The 15,604-nt window shown below is 70.3% G+C and carries 13 protein-coding genes; 6 read left to right on the top strand and 7 right to left on the bottom strand.

What is annotated here, in order from left to right:
- Positions 1–35 precede the first annotated feature (35 nt).
- The 4 genes from AB0C66_RS14630 to AB0C66_RS14615 all read left to right on the top strand — a co-directional run bounded on the left by AB0C66_RS14630 (position 36) and on the right by AB0C66_RS14615 (position 5,666).
- Positions 36–2,060, top strand: a complete 2,025-nt coding sequence (locus AB0C66_RS14630; protein ID WP_362437187.1) for an ATP-binding protein — start codon at positions 36–38, stop codon at positions 2,058–2,060.
- Between the two features lie 184 nt (positions 2,061–2,244).
- A complete protein-coding gene (locus AB0C66_RS14625; RefSeq protein WP_362437185.1) occupies positions 2,245–3,738 on the top strand; it encodes an MFS transporter in 1,494 nt (497 codons plus the stop codon).
- A gap of 71 nt (positions 3,739–3,809) precedes the next feature.
- Positions 3,810–4,250, top strand: a complete 441-nt coding sequence (locus AB0C66_RS14620) for an SRPBCC family protein (RefSeq protein ID WP_362437183.1) — start codon at positions 3,810–3,812, stop codon at positions 4,248–4,250.
- Positions 4,251–4,301: 51 nt separating this feature from the next.
- Positions 4,302–5,666, top strand: coding sequence for a carotenoid oxygenase family protein (locus AB0C66_RS14615; RefSeq protein WP_362437181.1), 1,365 nt, complete (start codon positions 4,302–4,304; stop codon positions 5,664–5,666).
- A 91-nt stretch (positions 5,667–5,757) separates the two neighbouring features.
- Here the strand turns inward: AB0C66_RS14615 and AB0C66_RS14610 are convergent, their stop codons facing one another.
- The 5 genes from AB0C66_RS14610 to AB0C66_RS14590 form a co-directional block, all read right to left on the bottom strand.
- The gene (locus AB0C66_RS14610; protein WP_362437179.1) at positions 5,758–6,654 is read right to left on the bottom strand and encodes a geranyl diphosphate 2-C-methyltransferase; all 897 of its coding nucleotides are present in this window, start codon (positions 6,652–6,654) and stop codon (positions 5,758–5,760) included.
- A 17-nt stretch (positions 6,655–6,671) separates the two neighbouring features.
- Positions 6,672–8,006, bottom strand: a complete 1,335-nt coding sequence (locus tag AB0C66_RS14605; protein WP_362437177.1) for a family 2 encapsulin nanocompartment cargo protein terpene cyclase — start codon at positions 8,004–8,006, stop codon at positions 6,672–6,674.
- A gap of 104 nt (positions 8,007–8,110) precedes the next feature.
- The gene (locus AB0C66_RS14600; protein WP_362437175.1) at positions 8,111–9,523 is read right to left on the bottom strand and encodes a family 2B encapsulin nanocompartment shell protein; all 1,413 of its coding nucleotides are present in this window, start codon (positions 9,521–9,523) and stop codon (positions 8,111–8,113) included.
- Positions 9,524–10,287: 764 nt separating this feature from the next.
- Positions 10,288–11,127, bottom strand: coding sequence for an MBL fold metallo-hydrolase (locus tag AB0C66_RS14595; RefSeq protein ID WP_362437173.1), 840 nt, complete (start codon positions 11,125–11,127; stop codon positions 10,288–10,290).
- Positions 11,128–11,229: 102 nt separating this feature from the next.
- On the bottom strand, positions 11,230–12,123 hold the full coding sequence (locus tag AB0C66_RS14590) for an AraC family transcriptional regulator (RefSeq protein WP_362437171.1): 894 nt from the start codon (positions 12,121–12,123) through the stop codon (positions 11,230–11,232).
- Between the two features lie 356 nt (positions 12,124–12,479).
- On the opposite strand from AB0C66_RS14590, the gene AB0C66_RS14585 reads away from it, so the two are divergent.
- Complete coding sequence (locus tag AB0C66_RS14585) at positions 12,480–12,749, top strand: Atu4866 domain-containing protein (RefSeq protein ID WP_362437169.1); 270 nt, start codon at positions 12,480–12,482, stop codon at positions 12,747–12,749.
- A gap of 40 nt (positions 12,750–12,789) precedes the next feature.
- Here AB0C66_RS14585 and rox read toward each other — a convergent pair whose 3' ends face one another.
- Positions 12,790–14,217 (bottom strand): rifampin monooxygenase, encoded by a 1,428-nt coding sequence (gene rox, locus AB0C66_RS14580; protein WP_362437167.1) that lies wholly within the window; start codon positions 14,215–14,217, stop codon positions 12,790–12,792.
- 231 nt (positions 14,218–14,448) lie between these two features.
- Positions 14,449–15,066, bottom strand: coding sequence for a TOPRIM nucleotidyl transferase/hydrolase domain-containing protein (locus AB0C66_RS14575; protein ID WP_362437165.1), 618 nt, complete (start codon positions 15,064–15,066; stop codon positions 14,449–14,451).
- A gap of 83 nt (positions 15,067–15,149) precedes the next feature.
- On the opposite strand from AB0C66_RS14575, the gene AB0C66_RS14570 reads away from it, so the two are divergent.
- The gene (locus AB0C66_RS14570; RefSeq protein ID WP_362437163.1) at positions 15,150–15,308 is read left to right on the top strand and encodes a hypothetical protein; all 159 of its coding nucleotides are present in this window, start codon (positions 15,150–15,152) and stop codon (positions 15,306–15,308) included.
- Positions 15,309–15,604: the final 296 nt, after the last annotated feature.

Below are 15,604 nucleotides of genomic sequence, written 5' to 3'. Positions count from 1 at the left end.
CCGCTCGGCGCTCGGACCTGGGAGGAGAGGCGGACATGGCGTCCGTGGGAGAGAGACTGAGCAGGGCGCGGGAACGTGCCTTCATCGGCCGGGAGGAGGAACTCGGCTGTTTCGGCGAGGCGTTGGCCGGTGATCCGCAGGCGCCGTTCGCGTTCTATCTGTACGGGCCGGGCGGTATCGGGAAGTCCTCGCTGCTGCGGTGTCTGGCGGACGAGGCCCGGACGGCGGGTCGGTTGCTCCTCGAGCTGGACGGTCGCTTCGTCAGCCGGGACCCCGCCGATTTCGAGCGTGCGGCCGGTCCCCTGCTGGACGTCGCGGGCACGGTCCTGTTCATCGACTCCTTCGAGCACTGCCAGTGGCTGGAGAGCTGGCTGTGGCAGCGTTTCCTGCCCCGCGCCGCGGACGACACCCTGGTGGTCCTGGCCGGCCGGCTCGCGCCGCAGCCGCAGTGGACCGCCGATCCGGCCTGGGCCGGGGTCTTGTCCGTCCGTGAACTGGAGCCGTTCTCCGATGAGCAGGCCCGGAGCCTCCTGGCCGAGGCACGGATCCCGGCCGTGCTGCGGGAGCGAGTGCTCCGTTTCGCCGGGGGGAATCCGCTGGCGCTGTCCCTGGCGGCCGCCGCGGGGGCCACGGGCTGGAGCGGCGAGGAGACCTGGGCGCCCTCGGCCGACGTTCTGCGGACCCTGCTCGCGGGGCTGATCGGCGAGGTGCCGTCGGCGGCCCACCGCCGCGCCCTGGAGGTGGTGGCACAGGCGCATTCGACCTCCGAGGAGCTGCTCGGCGCGGTCCTGCCCGAGGAGGACGCCCCTCTGCTGTTCGGCTGGCTGAGGGACCTGCCCTTCATCGAATCCACCTACCGGGGGCTGCACCCGCACGACGCCGCACGCGAGACCCTCGCCGCCGACCTGCGCTGGCGAGCGCCCCATGCCTTCACCACGATGCGCCAGCGGCTGGCCGAGGAGTATCTGCGGCTGCTGCGCGAGGCCCCCGAGGAGCGCGTCTGGGTGGTCACCGACGAAATCTTCTACCTCTTCCGCGAGTTGGAGAGCCTGGCGCGACTGCGTGCGTGGTCCGGCGAGACCGAGGTGCACGAACGCGCCCTGCACTCGGCTGACATCGATGTCGTGCTGCGGATGGCCGAGGAGGCCGAGGGAGCCGAGTCCGCGGATCTGGTGCGCTACTGGATCCAGCGCCAGGCGAAGGGGTTCAGCGTCTTCCGCTGCGTCGCCACCGGCCGCCCCGTGGCGTTCACGGCCCGGATCGTCCTGCCGGCTCCGCCCGACCCCCAGGACCTGGCCACCGACCCCATCGTCGCGGCCGCTTGGGCGCACACCGAGGCCACCACCTCGGTGAGCCCCGGTGAGCACATCGGCATGACCCGTTTCTCCGTCTATCCGGAGCGCTACCAGCTCCCCTCGCGGGTCATCGACCTGAGCAACTCCCGGGCGCAGGCGGAAGCCGCCCGTGCCCGCGGCCGCGCGCACGGCTTCGTCGTCTACCGGGACGCCGATGCCTGGGCCGAGCGCTTCAAGGGCGTGATGCACGACACCGGTGCGCGCCCGCGGGTCGGCGCGCACACCTACGGGCTGTTCAGCAACGACTGGCGCCAAGTGCCCGTCGAGACCTGGCTGCGCCACCTCATCACCGCCACCGACGTTCCGGCCCCGTCCGGGCCGTCGGGCTTCTCGCGCGCGGTATTCGACCAGGCCATACGCGAGGCCATGTCGCACTGGCGGGACGCGGGCGCCTTCGCCGCCTGCGCGCTGATGCGCGCCCGTCTCGCGGCCGACCTCACTGACCCCGTCGAAGAGCTGCGTGCCCTGCTGCGCGGGGCCGTCGACGACCTCGCCCGCGAGCCGCGCGGTGTGCGCGCCCGTGAGGCCCTGACGGCGGGCTACTTCTCCGGAGCTCCCACCCAGGAGGCCGCCGCCCGCCGTCTGAGCCTGCCGTACGGCACCTACCGGCGCCATCTGCGCCAGGGTCTGGACCTGCTCTGCGAGGCGCTGTGGCATCGGGAGCTGCACGGCGGTCCGCGAGGGGAAACGGAAGCCACCGGCTAGGGGGTGTGGTGGCCGGGCGGGGTGTGGGCCATCAACGGCCGCCAACGCGCCGGGAGAGGGCACGCCCTCGGAGTAACCGAATGGACAGGCGTGGACAGGCGTGGACAGGCGTGGACAGGCGTGGACAGTCATCGCGTCTGTCCGGTCTGGAAAGTGGACACCATCCGAAACGAGTCTGTGCGGCATGAACGTTGCACGTACGCAGACGGATCAGACGGCGGCTCAGGCTCCCCGGCCGGGAGTCGCGCTGGCGGCGCTGGCCGCGGCTCAGTTCACCGTCATGCTCGCCACGTCGATCGTGAACGTGGCGCTGCCGCAGATCCGCGACGGAGTGGGTTTGTCGGACGGCGGGACCACCTGGGTGGTCAACGCCTACGGCCTGGCCTTCGGGGCGCTGCTGCTGGCGGGTGGCCGGGCGGCCGATCTCCTGGGCCGCCGTCGGGTACTGGTCCTGGGCCTCGCGCTGTTCGCGGTGGCCTCGCTGACGGCGGGGCTGGCCACCTCCGCGAGCGTGCTGATCGCGGCACGTGCCGTTCAGGGTTTCGGTGCCGCGGCCATCGCCCCGGCCGCGCTCGCCCTGGCGATGGGGCTTTTCCCGGCCGGCCCCGGGCGGGGGAGAGCACTGGGGGTATGGGGTGCGGTCTCCGGCGCGGGAGGGGCGGGCGGCGTCCTGCTGGGCGGTGTCCTCACCCAGGCGTGGGGCTGGCCCTGGATCTTCCACTCGGTGGCGCTCGGGTCGCTGCTGGTCCTGGTGGCCGTCATGGCGCTCGTGCCACGGGCGGCCGGAGAGCGGGGTGGGCGGGAGACCGGGCGGTTCGACCTGCTGGGCACCGTCACCGTGACCCTCGCCCTGACCTGCCTGGTCTGGGGGCTGACCACCGCACGCGGCGCGGGCTGGCAGGACCCCCGGGTGCTCGGCGCCCTCGTCGGCGCCGCCGCGCTGCTCGTGGCCTTCGCCGTGATCGAGCTTCGCCGACCGAACGCGCTGCTGCCACCGCGCCTGTTCACCACAGGCCGGGTCGCCGCGGGCAATCTGCTGATGGCACTGCTGGGGTCGGTGTGGATCGCGCTGTTCTTCTTCCTGCCGCTCTACCAGCAACAGGTGCTCGGCTCGGACCCGCTGGCCACCGGGGCGGGGCAACTCCCGCTCGCCGCGGCCAATATGCTCGGCGCGGCCCTGGCGCCCCGCGTCGCCCGGCGCATCGGCGCCACCGCGACGGTGACGGCCGCCCTGTTCACCGAGGCCGTGGGCCTGCTGTGGCTGTCCCGGATGAGCGCCCACGGCAGCTATTCCGTGGACATCCTCGGCCCCAGCATCGTGGTCGGGCTCGGTCTGAGCATCGCCTTCGTCCAGCTCACCGCGCTCGCCGTGGACGGTGTCCCGCCACAGGACGCGGGGCTGGCCGGTGGCCTGGTGAACACCACCCGCCAGGTCGGGGGCGCGATCGGCCTCGCCGCCCTGGCGACCCTGGCCGGCTCCGTCACCACACATGCCGGGGGAGACCAGTCGCACCTGGAGGCGCTCACCGACGGCTACCGCGCCGCCTTCACGGTCTCGGCCGCGGTCCTGGCCGCCACCGCACTCCTCGCACTGTTCCTCGTCCGGCGCACCGGGCCGCGGGTGGCGACAGGCGCGACCCGACCGACGTCCGGCCCGCCCCTCACCCGAAACCCCTGAGCCCCCTGAAGCCCCAGAACGTCCCGAACCGATAGATCAGCCAGATGCCCCTCATGAGAAGAGACACAGCCATGGCCACCATCGACGAGTCCGCCCCCGTGATCGTCCGACTGGACACCGTGATCGACGCCCCGCTCACGACGGTGTGGGAGCTGCACACCGATATCGCGGCCTGGCCCAGCTGGAACGCGGACATCGACCGGACCGAGTGCAACGGCCCGCTGCTGCCCGGTGCCTCGTTCAGCTGGCTCACACACGGCCTGAACATCACCTCCACCGTGTACGAGCTGGTTCCCGGGGAGCGGATCGTATGGGGCGGCGACGTCGCCGGCATCACCGGTGTCCACGTATGGACCTTCGAGCAGAACGGCGGCCAGGTCACCGTCCGCACCGAGGAATCCTGGAGCGGCGCCCCGGTCGAGGCCGAGATCGACGAGCTGGCCAAGGGTCTCCATGACTCCCTGGAGAGCTGGCTCGTCCATCTCAAGGCCCGTGCCGAACAGTCCTCCTGATCTCGCGTCACACCCTCACAGCGTCACATCCACCGAAACGAGGTTCCTGCCATGGCCGCTGAGAAGCCGTATCTGAAGGGTCACTTCACCCCCGTCGCGGACGAGGTCACCGCCACCGATCTGACCGTGGAGGGCACGCTGCCTCCCGAGCTGACCGGTCGGCTGATCCGCAACGGCCACAACCCCAAGCCCGGTGTCACCCCGACGCACTGGTTCAAGGGCAGTGGCATGCTCCACGGGATCCGGCTGCGTGAGGGCCGGGCGGAGTGGTATCGCAACCGCTGGGTGCGCACCCCCGCACTCGACGGCGCCCCCTATATGACCGAGCGCGGACCCGATCTGACCGCCAGCGCCGCCGGTACCCATGTCATCGAACACGCCGGGCGCCTGCTCGCCCTCTGCGAGGCGAACCTTCCCTTCGAACTCACCCCGGAACTGGAGACGGTCGGCGCCTACGACTTCCGCGGCAAGCTGCGCACCGCGATGACCGCGCACCCCAAGGAGGATCCGCTCACGGGGGAGCTGCACTTCTTCGGCTCCTCGCCCTTCCCGCCGTTCCTGACGTACTACGTCTCCGACGCCAAGGGCGAGATCGTCCACAGCGCCGAGATCCCGGGAGCGACCGCCTCGCTCAAGCACGACTTCGCGCTCACCCGCCACCACGTGGTCTTCGTCGAGGGCAATGTCACCTTCGACCCGGCCGACCACTCCGGCATCCCCTACGGCTGGAGCGACCAGCAGCTCTCCCGTATCGGCATCATGCCGCGCGGCGACGACGGCGACCGCCACATCCGCTGGTTCTCCATCGAGCCGGGCAATATGCTGCATGTCTCCAACGCCTACGAGGACGGCCAGGGCCGTATCGTCCTGGAAGGCCCCACCGTGGACCGTGAGGGATTCCACCTCTCCTGGAACTGGTGGATCGGCGCTCCCGGGCGCGGTACGGAGCCCGTCGCACGCTCCTACACCCGCCGCTGGGTGGTCGACATGGCCGCCGGTACCGTCGACGAGCAGATCATCGACGATCTCGCGGTGGAGTTCCCGACCCTCAACGAGGACTACCTGGGCGCCGAGAACCGCTACCAGTACGCCATCTCCTTCCCCGATGAGAAGGGCTTCGGCGGCTACGGCGTCGTCAAGTACGACCGCACCACAGGCGCCCGCCGAATCCACCAGGTCGGCGACGCCCGTATGCCCAGCGAAGCGGTGTTCGTCCCGGCGGCCGGAGCCAGCGGCGAAGACGACGGCTACCTCCTGACGGTCATCTCCGACCTCAAGCAGGACGCCTCGCAGCTGCTGGTCCTCGACGCCTCCGGCCTCGACCGCGTCGCCACCGTCCATCTGCCGCAGCGGGTGAACGCCGGACTTCACGGCTCCTGGATCCCCGACGGGGATCTGGAGCTCACCCAGGGCTGACCGACTCCGAGGTCCACAACAGGACCTGTCGGCCAGGCCCCGCCGATCGACGGCCCCCGGACCCCCGCCGGGGGCCGTCGATCGCGCGCGGTCAGACGCGGTCCGCCGCGATCAGGAGGTACTGGAAGGAGCCGTCCTTGTAGGAGTTGATGAACGCTTCTTCAATGCCGGTGACCAGCGAGGACGTGGCCCGCAACTCCCAGTAGGGCAGGGTCGCGGGGGTGAGGTCGACAACGGCCTGCGGTACGAGGCGATTGTCGGCCATCGCGCGCAGATACTCCCGGCGGGAGTGGATGTTGCACTCGAAGTGCGCGTTGATCTGGGAGACATACTTCGAGGGCTGGCCATAACGCGGGTTCCAGCAGCCGGTGATGGTCACATAGCGGCCGCCGACCGCGAGGATGCGCGAGTGCTCGGCGAAGAGGTCGTGCAGATCGACGTACATGCTCGACTCGTTGTTCCACGAGGCCGCGGCCCGCCCGGTCTCGAAGGGCGTACCGAGCATATTGCAGACGCGGGCGTGGACGTGGTCCGCGATACCGAGTTCGTGGGCACGCTGGTTGGCGAATTCGGCCTGCTTGGCCGAGAGGGTGACGCCCTCGACGCCGCATCCGAAGCGCTGGTGGGCCATGACCATCGAGCCGCCGCGGCCGCATCCGGCGTCCACGAGCGTGTCGTCGCGCTCAATGGGTCCGAGGTGGTCCAGGAGGAGTTCGGCCTGTGCCGACTCCAGCCGGTGGAGTTCGGCGATCAGCTTCTTCTCATAGGTGCTTTCGTCGGGGTCGCCGAGGGCGGTGTGGTCGACGTCGCCGATTCCGTAGTGGTGGTGGTAAAGGCCGTCGACATCGCCGAGACGCAGATTCACGGGCCTGGCCTCGCCATCCCAGTAGCGGGCGATGTCCCCCTGGTAGGGCGTCGCCGGGGCCGGGATGAACACGGAGGTGCCGGCGGCGGTGGCGGCGTTGCTGGTGAGCTCGGTGCTGGTCATGGATAAGTCCATTTCTCTTACCAGAAGTCGGGCAGGCTGTAGCGGAAGGTGTTGGTCTGGTGCCAGTAGTGGTTGCCGTCGACCCATACGGCCACGCCCCGCAGAAAGCGCTGCACACTCGGGACGGGACAGGCGGCGGCCACGGCCGCGGCCGCGGATTCGAAGTCGCGCATGAGGTCGTTGTGGACCTCGACCGCCTTCAGATACGCCTCGCGGTCGGAGAGGCCCTCACGTTCGGCGATCACCACCGGCAGATTCAGATGCCGGCCGGGGCTGGCGAGTTCCTTGGTGTACGAGTACAGGTCGTTCACGATGGTGGTGGCGTTCCCGGCGAGCGCGATGACCCGCTGCATGGCGTGCTGCGCGTGCAGATCGGCCGGGAGTTCATAACCGCCGACGGTGTCGGTGATGGTGGGGCACGGACGGAAGTTGTTGAACTGGCGCATCGCCAGGTATTCCCACACCTCGGGGACGTGGTCCGCCTGTGCCCAGGCGGCCTCGGCGAGATACCCCATGTGCAGCCGGGCCATATCGTGCCGGAACCGGTCGGCCTGGGAGGGGCTGGCCACCTGGAGGAAGTACTCCATGGCGGAGCGGTAGGCGCGTCGAGGCGCGTCCGCGTGGAGCGACTCCGCCCACCGCGGCTGGTACTCCTCCGTGGTGTGCAGGGGGTCGAGGGCGGTGTGCGCCAGCAGAAGGCGCTCGCCGAGGCCGATGGGCGAGCCTCCGTGGTCCTCGCAGTAGCAGTCGTCCACCGCGTTCTCGGCCACCATCAGGCGGGTGGCGAGCATCAGATGGTCGACGGTGGGCGCGTCCGGATGGCAGGCGACCATATAGCGCCCCACCGAGAAGCCGTCGAACTGGTCCTCCCAGTCCCCGGGGTACAGATCGACCTCGTCCAACGCCCAGGTCTTGATCCTTTGGCTGACCTCCTCCACTCGCACCGGGTCGGGCTCCGGCACCGGGTGGTAGTAGAGGCCCGGGATCGGGTTGCCTTCCGCCGGAGCCGCGGGTGGTTCCAGCGGTGTCGGTGGCTGCTCGTACCGGACCAGGCGCAGGCTCGCCGTGCCCAGACCGCTGGGGCCACGCAGGATCCGTGCCAGCCCGGCACCGGGTGTCCGCGCCCCGGCGGCAGGGACATCGGCGGGTGGCGTGGCGGGCAGGGCAGGCATGTCGGCGGCAGGCGGGGCGGGCAGGGCAGCCGCGTCGGTTCGGGCGCCGGTGGCGGCCTTGATATCGCGGGCACGAGCGACGCGGGCGCGGGCGGCGGCCTCGGTGAGGACGTGCGCCCCGGTGGGCGAAGCGGCCGCGGGCAGGCCCGACTGCGGAGGGGAAAGCTCAGGGGCGGGCATCCATGGCTCCTCGGTGGGGTGGGTGGCTGTCCCGGAGCCCGGACGTGCTCGGCCGGGCCCGGAGGCGGGCCGGGCTGACGTAGCCGCCGGGCTGCGCCGGTCCGCTAACCGTGGCTGCGGGCGATCTGCACGTTCTCCAGCACGCCGAGCGCGTCCGGCACCAGGATCGCGGCGGAGTAGTAGGTGGAGACGAGATAGGAGATGATCGACCTTTCGTCGATGCCCATGAAGCGCACCGACAGACCCGGTTCGTACTCCTCCGGAATACCGGTCTGGCGCAGACCGACGACGCCCTGGTTGTCCTCCCCGGTGCGCATGACCAGGATCGAGCTGGTGTTCTCCTTGGTGATCGGGATCTTGTTGCAGGGCAGGATCGGGACCCCGCGCCAGGCCGGGACCTGCTGTCCGCCGAGGTCGACATGGGTCGGGTAGAGACCACGGGAGTTGAACTCGCGCCCGATCGCCGCGATCGCCTTGGGATGGGCGAGGAAGAACTTGGAGCCGCGGCGGCGGCAGAGCAGTTCGTCGAGGTCGTCCGGGGTGGGCGGGCCGGAGTGGGTCTGGATGCGCTGCTTGAAGTCGGCGTTGTGGAGCAGACCGAACTCCCGGTTGTTCACCAGCTCGTGTTCCTGGCGCTCGCGCAACGCCTCGATGACGAGCCGCAGTTGCTCCTCGGTCTGGTTCATCGGCTCGTTGTAGAGATCGGCGACCCGGGTGTGGATCCGCAGAATGGTCTGCGCGACGGAGAGTTCGTACTCGCGCGGCTTCAGCTCGTAGTCCACGAATGTGCCGGGCAGCTCGGGTTCGCCGGTGTGCCCGGCCGACATGGCGATCTCGGCCTCGCCACGGCGGTTCTGCCGCTGACGGAGAAGCGCGTCGAACTGCTGGATATGGGCCTGGAGGCCCGGTGCCGACGACACCACGGCGGCGAAGTCCGCGCGGGACAGGGTGAGCAGGGTGCCCGAGGTCTCGGCGGTGGCGGTGTAATCCCAGTGGGCGTCCTCGTCCAACAGGGCGTTCTCACCGAACCTGTCGCCGTCTCCAAGTACGGCGACGCCGGTCTCATCGCCGTACTTGCCGACGGAGGTCTGACCGATACGGCCATGGGCGATCAGATGGAACTGATCGGCGGGTGCGCCACGCTGGACCAAGGTGTCACCGGCCCGGAAGTCCCGCTGGACGCACCGGTCCGCGATCGCGGTCAGCACCTCCACGTCCTCGAAGCCACGCAGCAGGGCGAGTTCACCGAGCTCGCGGGGGATCACCCGGACGTTGGCACCGTCCTGGACGAACTCGACGCGACCGTCGCCGACGGTGTAACTCAGCCGTCGGTTCACCCGGTACGTGCCACCGTTGACCTCCACCCAGGGGAGCGTCCGCAGCAGCCAGCGAGAGGTGATCCCCTGCATCTGCGGGGCCGACTTGGTCGTGGTGGCGAGGTTGCGGGCAGCCGCCGTACTCAGGCTGGACTGCCGCGGCGGCTCCAGCTGTGCGTCCTGACCGGTATCAACTGTCATCGGGCGAGCTCTCCTTCATAAGGGCGGTGGCCGGGCGTGCGGCGGGCGTACGTGTCACCGGGAAAGAGGAAAGGAGGGAGGGCAAACATCCAGGAATCCGTCCAGATCCCCGGGAACACTAACGGCCGCCGCGCCCGATCGGCCCTGAGAGCCATTGGCGTTAACTCGATAAGATGACCTTGATGTACGCAAGGTTTGCCCCGGTGGCCGACGCTCTCCGGACGGCATCGCGCGCCGAGTCAACTCGCCCTGACAGGGTCTCTGGGAGCGGCCGCGCTACTCGGTCGTCATGGTCTGGACCAGGCCATGACGACCGAGTGGAACCTCGATGGGCCGCGGCGGCCCCTTCCGCTCTGACGCGGGGGTCAGGCGAAGCTCAGGGCCTCCCGACAGCGTCCCCACCGGAACCGGCGAGGTCTGTACATCCGGGCCCACGCGAGAAGGCCCACTCCCAGCAGCATCACTGGGGGTGGGCCTTCAGCATCCCATCGGGGTCACCCGGTGGAGCGCCTCCGGTCAGGACTGGGGGCGGCTACCGTGGTTGGCTCCGTTCTTGCGACGGGCCTTCTTCTTGCGACGTCGCTTCGACGACATGTCGCCTCCTCTCCAGCGATGCTTTTCGCCCTATATGTACCGATCGCATCGATGTTTCAATCGGTGATCATGCCGCGCGTACCCAGCCTCGTCGCCTTTCATCCTCTTTCGTGAAGCACCTCACGCCGCAGCCCCTGATCCGACTCGCCTCCGGCCCGACTCGCTCGCGGTCAGGAGGGCAGCTCGGCCGATCGGGCGAGTTCGGCCGCCACCGGGTCCGCGCTCATGATCACGAGGTTGCTCAACGGTGCGCCCGGCCAGAACTGGTCCATGCTGCGCAGCAGGTCGGCCTTGCCCCGCTCGTCGAGGCTGGGCCGTCCGCCCGAGAGCTGGCGGACGGTGTCCTGGTAGACCCGGATATAGCGCGCCTGCTCGGCGAGCAGCTCGACACCGCCCGCGGGGCCGTGCCCGACGTGCAGGCGCTTGCCCGTCAGCACGGGTCCGGCGCTGTCGAGCTGGCGGAGCCAGGCGTGGGTGCGGGCCTCAAAGAGCCAGGGGTGGACGTTCGAGTACGCCAGGTCGCCGACGAAGGCGTCATCACCGGTGATCCACAGGGCCCCGGTGGCACACTCGCCGGCACCGATGTCGAGGACCGCGAAGCTCAGGCCGCCGATCGTCACCCGCTCACCGCCCTTGACCAGGTCGGTCGCGAACGTGGTGACCGGCGGGTAGTCGTCGGGGAACATCGGGGTCCAGAACTCCCGCTTCGGACCGTCGATCTCCCTGCTGACCCGGTCGGTCCCAGGTGTGGCGTACACCGGGACCTCGAGGTCGCCGCGGATCTCCGTACCGCCGTTCACATGGTCGGGGTGCGGGTGGGTGTAAATGATGGCTACCAGCGGGGCCCCGAGGTCGCGTATGTGGTCGCGGACGGCTCGCGCGTCCGAGAGGAGCATCGGCGGGTCTATCACGATGATGCCGTCGGGCGCGTGGATGAGGTGGGTGTTGCTGAGCAGGCCGTTGACGCTGCTGGTGAGCGTGGTGACGGCCGGGGAGGTCGGGCTGTTCATGGCTCAAGCGTCGGCCCATGGGGGCCGGGCCGGTAGTGATGATCTGCGGCGGGACCTGTCGGATCTGTGGCCCGGCGCGTGTCAGGGCATCCGAAGGGGGAATCAGCGGCCCCGTGGGGCCGCGCCGGTCCCCGAGGCGCGCCAGGCCGAGGCGCGCCAGGCCGAGGGACTCATGGCGTGATGGCGGCGGAACTGCCGCGAGAAGTGACCCACGTCCTGGAAGCCGCACGCGGTACTGACCGTGCCGACGGGCCGGGACGTCTCGGCCAGCAGCAGACGGGCCTCGGCCATCCGGCGTTGCAGAATCCACTCGCCCAGCGGGCGGCCGGTCTGCTTGCGCACCACCTCGGTCAGATGCCCCGGAGTGACGGCCAGATCCCGGGCGACATCGCCCAGCGACAACCGGTCGGAGAAGCGCTCGTCGACCAGCTCCAGCGCCCGCTGCACCAGAGCGTCCGTCCTCGCCGCCGCGGCCGGGGGCGGCGGCAGCAGCCGACCGGCGTCGACCAGCAGGATCCGCAGCAGCGCCTCCACCACCTGCTCGTAGCCCGGCCGGAGTTCGGCGCATTCGCGAGCCATGTCGCTCAGCCATCCGGTCCAGCGCCGCAGCCCGGTGTCATCGAGGTGCAAGGGGCGGGGACGCCCCGCGGTGTCCGTCTGCTGGAAGGCGCGTACCAGCGGACTCATCGGCCAGGGCGCCATATCGCGTACGCCGGACGGCAGCCCCAGCACGTCGAACCCGGCCACGACCACCCACCCCTCCGCCTCGCCGATCCCCGCGAGGTCGTGGGGAACACCGGGTGCCAGCAACCACACATCCCCCCGTCCCACGGGCTCGGCGATGCCTTGGACCACATGTACGCCGCCGGGCGCGGTGAAGACGACGATCTCGAAGAAGTCATGCGCATGCGGCCCATAACCGACCGCCGGATGGTCCCGGTCCAGCCGCTGCGCCTCGGCCCGCACCAGCAGGGGTCGCCGGGGTGCGTACGCCACCCGTCTGGCCAGCCCCTTCGGGACCGGTCTCCGCCGCTCCGCCATCACGCCGCCGATCACCGCCAGGGCCCGCGAGAGCCATCGAGAAGCAGGAGAGGCACGCGGGTGCTCCCGCGTGCTCCAGCCGAGTATTCCGTTTCGAAGCTTCTCGGGTGCCGGTTCGGATCCGTGCGTCGCGGAGGGTCGAGGCGGGGGAGAGCGAGCCCTCCACCGGCCACCTCGGTCCTGATCATCCGGTCGGCGCTCCCGGACTCCCTGGGGGCGGTACACCCAGGCGGGGAGCGTCCTGGTTGCCCTCCCGCGCGCGGCCCAGACTCGAAGCAGTTTCCCCACCGCTTTCGAGAGGACCTCCCGCCATGACCGACCGGGCACCCCACACGCTCCCCGCCGACGTCGTCGGAATGTGGGTGACGGCGGACGGCTACATCCGCCAGGAGCTGCGTGCGGACGGCCGCTACGACGAGGCCCGCGGCGACCGCGCCAGCGCCTACACCGGCCGCTACACCGTCACCGGCACCCACCTGGACTACGTCGACGACACCGGCTTCACCGCGACCGGCGATATCCGCGACGGTGTGCTCTTTCACGAACACCTCGTGCTCTATCGCGAGCAGCCCGCCTCCTGACCAGGGGTGCCGGATGGATCCTCCGTTCCGGGCGGTGCGTTCAGTCGAGTGGCGCGCCGAACCACTTGGGGAGTTGGCTGAGCAGATCCCGCTGGTCGTCGCCGACCCACGCCACATGGCCGTCCGGCCGTAGCAGCGCCGCGGGCACCTCCAGTTCGTCGCTGACGTCGACGATGTGGTCGACCCGGTCCGTCCAGCCTTTCACCGAGAGCCGGCCGGTCCGGTCGAGCAGCAGTCCGCGGCCGCCGTGCGTCAGGTCGTAGAGGCGACCCTGCTCCAGCTTGATGTCCCGCAGCCGCCGGCCGAGCAGTCGATGTCCCTCGCCGAAGTCGTAGCGCACCCCGATCGCGGTGATCAGCTCGATCAGGTGTCGGTTCACCTCCTCGAAGTCCATCAGTTCCGACATCAGTCGGCGCACCGCCAGGGGACCCGGCTCGGTGGAGACCAGCATCATCTGCGCGCGGGTGTTGTCCAGCACATCGGCCGCCACCGGGTGCCGTTCGGCGTGATAGGTGTCCAGCAGCGCCTCCGGTGCCCAGCCGTTGATCTCGGCGGCCAGTTTCCAGCCGAGGTTGAACGCGTCCTGGATACCGAGGTTGAGGCCCTGCCCGCCCATCGGCGGGTGGATGTGCGCCGCGTCGCCGGCGAGCAGTACGCGGCCGGTGCGGTAGCGCTCGGCCTGCCGGGTGGTGTCGCCGAAGCGGGAGAGCCAGCGCGGTGAGTGCACACCGAAGTCGGTGCCCGCGTAAGCCCGCAGCTGTTGCTTGATCTCCTCGAGGGTCGGCGGGACCGAGCGGTCCTCGGCCACCCCCTCGGCGGGTACGACGACGCGGTACACCCCCTCCCCGAAGGGCCCGAGGCCGAACCGCTTCTGGGTCTTGCGCACCTCTGCCACCACGGCGGCCACCGTCTCCGGCGGCGCGGCCACCTCCATCTCGCCGAGCAGCGTTTCGACCCTGGTGGGCTCGCCCGGGAAGCCGACGCCGAGCAGCTTGCGCACCGTGCTGCGGCCGCCGTCGCAGCCGACGAGGTAGCGCGAGCGCAACTGTGTGCCGTCGGCCAGCTCGGCGGTCACTCCGTGGTCGTCCTGGCCCAGCCCGACCAGCTCGCGGCCGCGCCGGATCTCGGCGCCGAGCTCGGTGGCGTGTTCGGCCAGCAGACGATCGGTGGTGGGCTGTGGGATGCCGAGGACATAGGCATGCGCGGTGTCCAGCCGGTCGGGCCAGGGCTTGTCGATTCCGGCGAAGAAACCACCGGCCGCGTACTGCTTTCCGTGTGCGAGGAACCGCTCCAGCAGGCCGCGCTGGGCCATCACCTCGATGCTGCGCATGTGCAGGCCGAGCGCACGGACAAACGCGGTCGGCTCCGCCTCCTTCTCCAGCACGAGCACATCCACATCGTGCAGCCGCAACTCGCCGGCCAGCATCAAGCCGGTCGGTCCGGCACCGACCACGATCACGTCAATCATCTACACGCCCATTCCACGCACACGTATGCCGTGAATCTCTCAATTCCCCAGGTTCTGGCTTCGGGCGGAGATTGTGCTGCACGAATGGGGTCTTGCCGCAAGGCCCCCCATGCGCTATACGTTGAGAGTGGCAAGGAGAGCGGTGACCTCCTTGCCTTTGTTTTTGTCGCCCGCTTGTTCTCTGCTTGTCGTCCGTTTGTTGTCCCGCAGTCGCGGCACTCCCGAACGCGGTCAGAGGCTGGTGAGCAGGCCGTCGAGTGGGGCGGGGGTGCGGGCGGGGTCGAGCGCCTCGACGAGGACGCGGCCGTACTGGATCTTGCGGCCCTTCTTCGTGCCCAGGAAGCGCCGCAACTGCTGCTGTGGGGTGCGGTCCCGCTGTGCGGGCTGGCGCAGGAACGTCCGCAGGGCGCGCAGGTCCCCCTCCGCCCGGACGAGCTCCTCCACCCGCGTCACGCCCAGTGCGCGGATGAGTTCGTCCTCGAGATCCGCCGCGCAGACGAAGAACCCCTGCTGCCGCGCACCGGCCCGGTCCAAGCCGCGGGCGTAGAAGCGGCGCTCCGCCTCGTCGCACAGTCCCGTGAGGCGGAGGTTCAGGCCGGGTGGTCCGAGGAGGCGGGCGAAGTGTCCGACGCTCATCGCACCGCCCATCGGCAGGACGCAGACTCCCTCGGCCGCCAGGTCCCGGCCGCGGCTCGCGGCCAGCGCGCCGACCGCTGCGGCGTCGCTCGGCCCTTCGAGCAGGACGACTGCCCGGACGGACAGTCGTGAGGCCAGCTCGCGTGCCGTGTCGCCGGGGCCACCTGCCGCCCACGCGGTGACCGCGTCCCGGAACGACCCCATGCCTGCCATGGGGCGAGTCTCCGCCCTTTCCGGCCCTCACGGTAGGGAATTTCCGCCAGTGCCAGGCCGTGGTCCGGATGAAGGACCCGGCCATGGCGGCCGACGTCGTCGGCTCCGACCGCGGCCCGAAGCGGCTGTCCGCCCCGCTGATGGCACCGCCGCCTGGGGCCCGCCCGCCCCTGGGCCTGCCCTCCGTACGGATCGACGAGCCGTCCTCCCGGGCCCCGTCGCCGGTCTCGGTGAGCGCGTAGGCGTGGCGCACAGGCGCGGTGCTCAGCGCGGCGCTCCGGTACGGCACGGGCCGGACACCGTCGTCGGCGGCGAGCACGCGGAGCGCATCACTCCGCGTGACGGTCCTGCCTCCTCGACTCGCGACTCACGCACCTCCGGACACCGGCAGACGTGGATTCCGGAAACCGCTCCGCCGCCTTTTCGCGGGCATCCTCCCGGCACCATTTCGATCTTGTTCCGGGAATGCCCGAGCCCCCTCGAACCACCCCGGAAATACCGCACACACCCAGGTCACACCACCCTGACGCGACGTCGG

This window comes from Streptomyces sp. NPDC048636, from assembly GCF_040650655.1.
Classification (GTDB): domain Bacteria; phylum Actinomycetota; class Actinomycetes; order Streptomycetales; family Streptomycetaceae; genus Streptomyces.
This window is presented reverse-complemented; position numbering and strand designations above follow the sequence as displayed.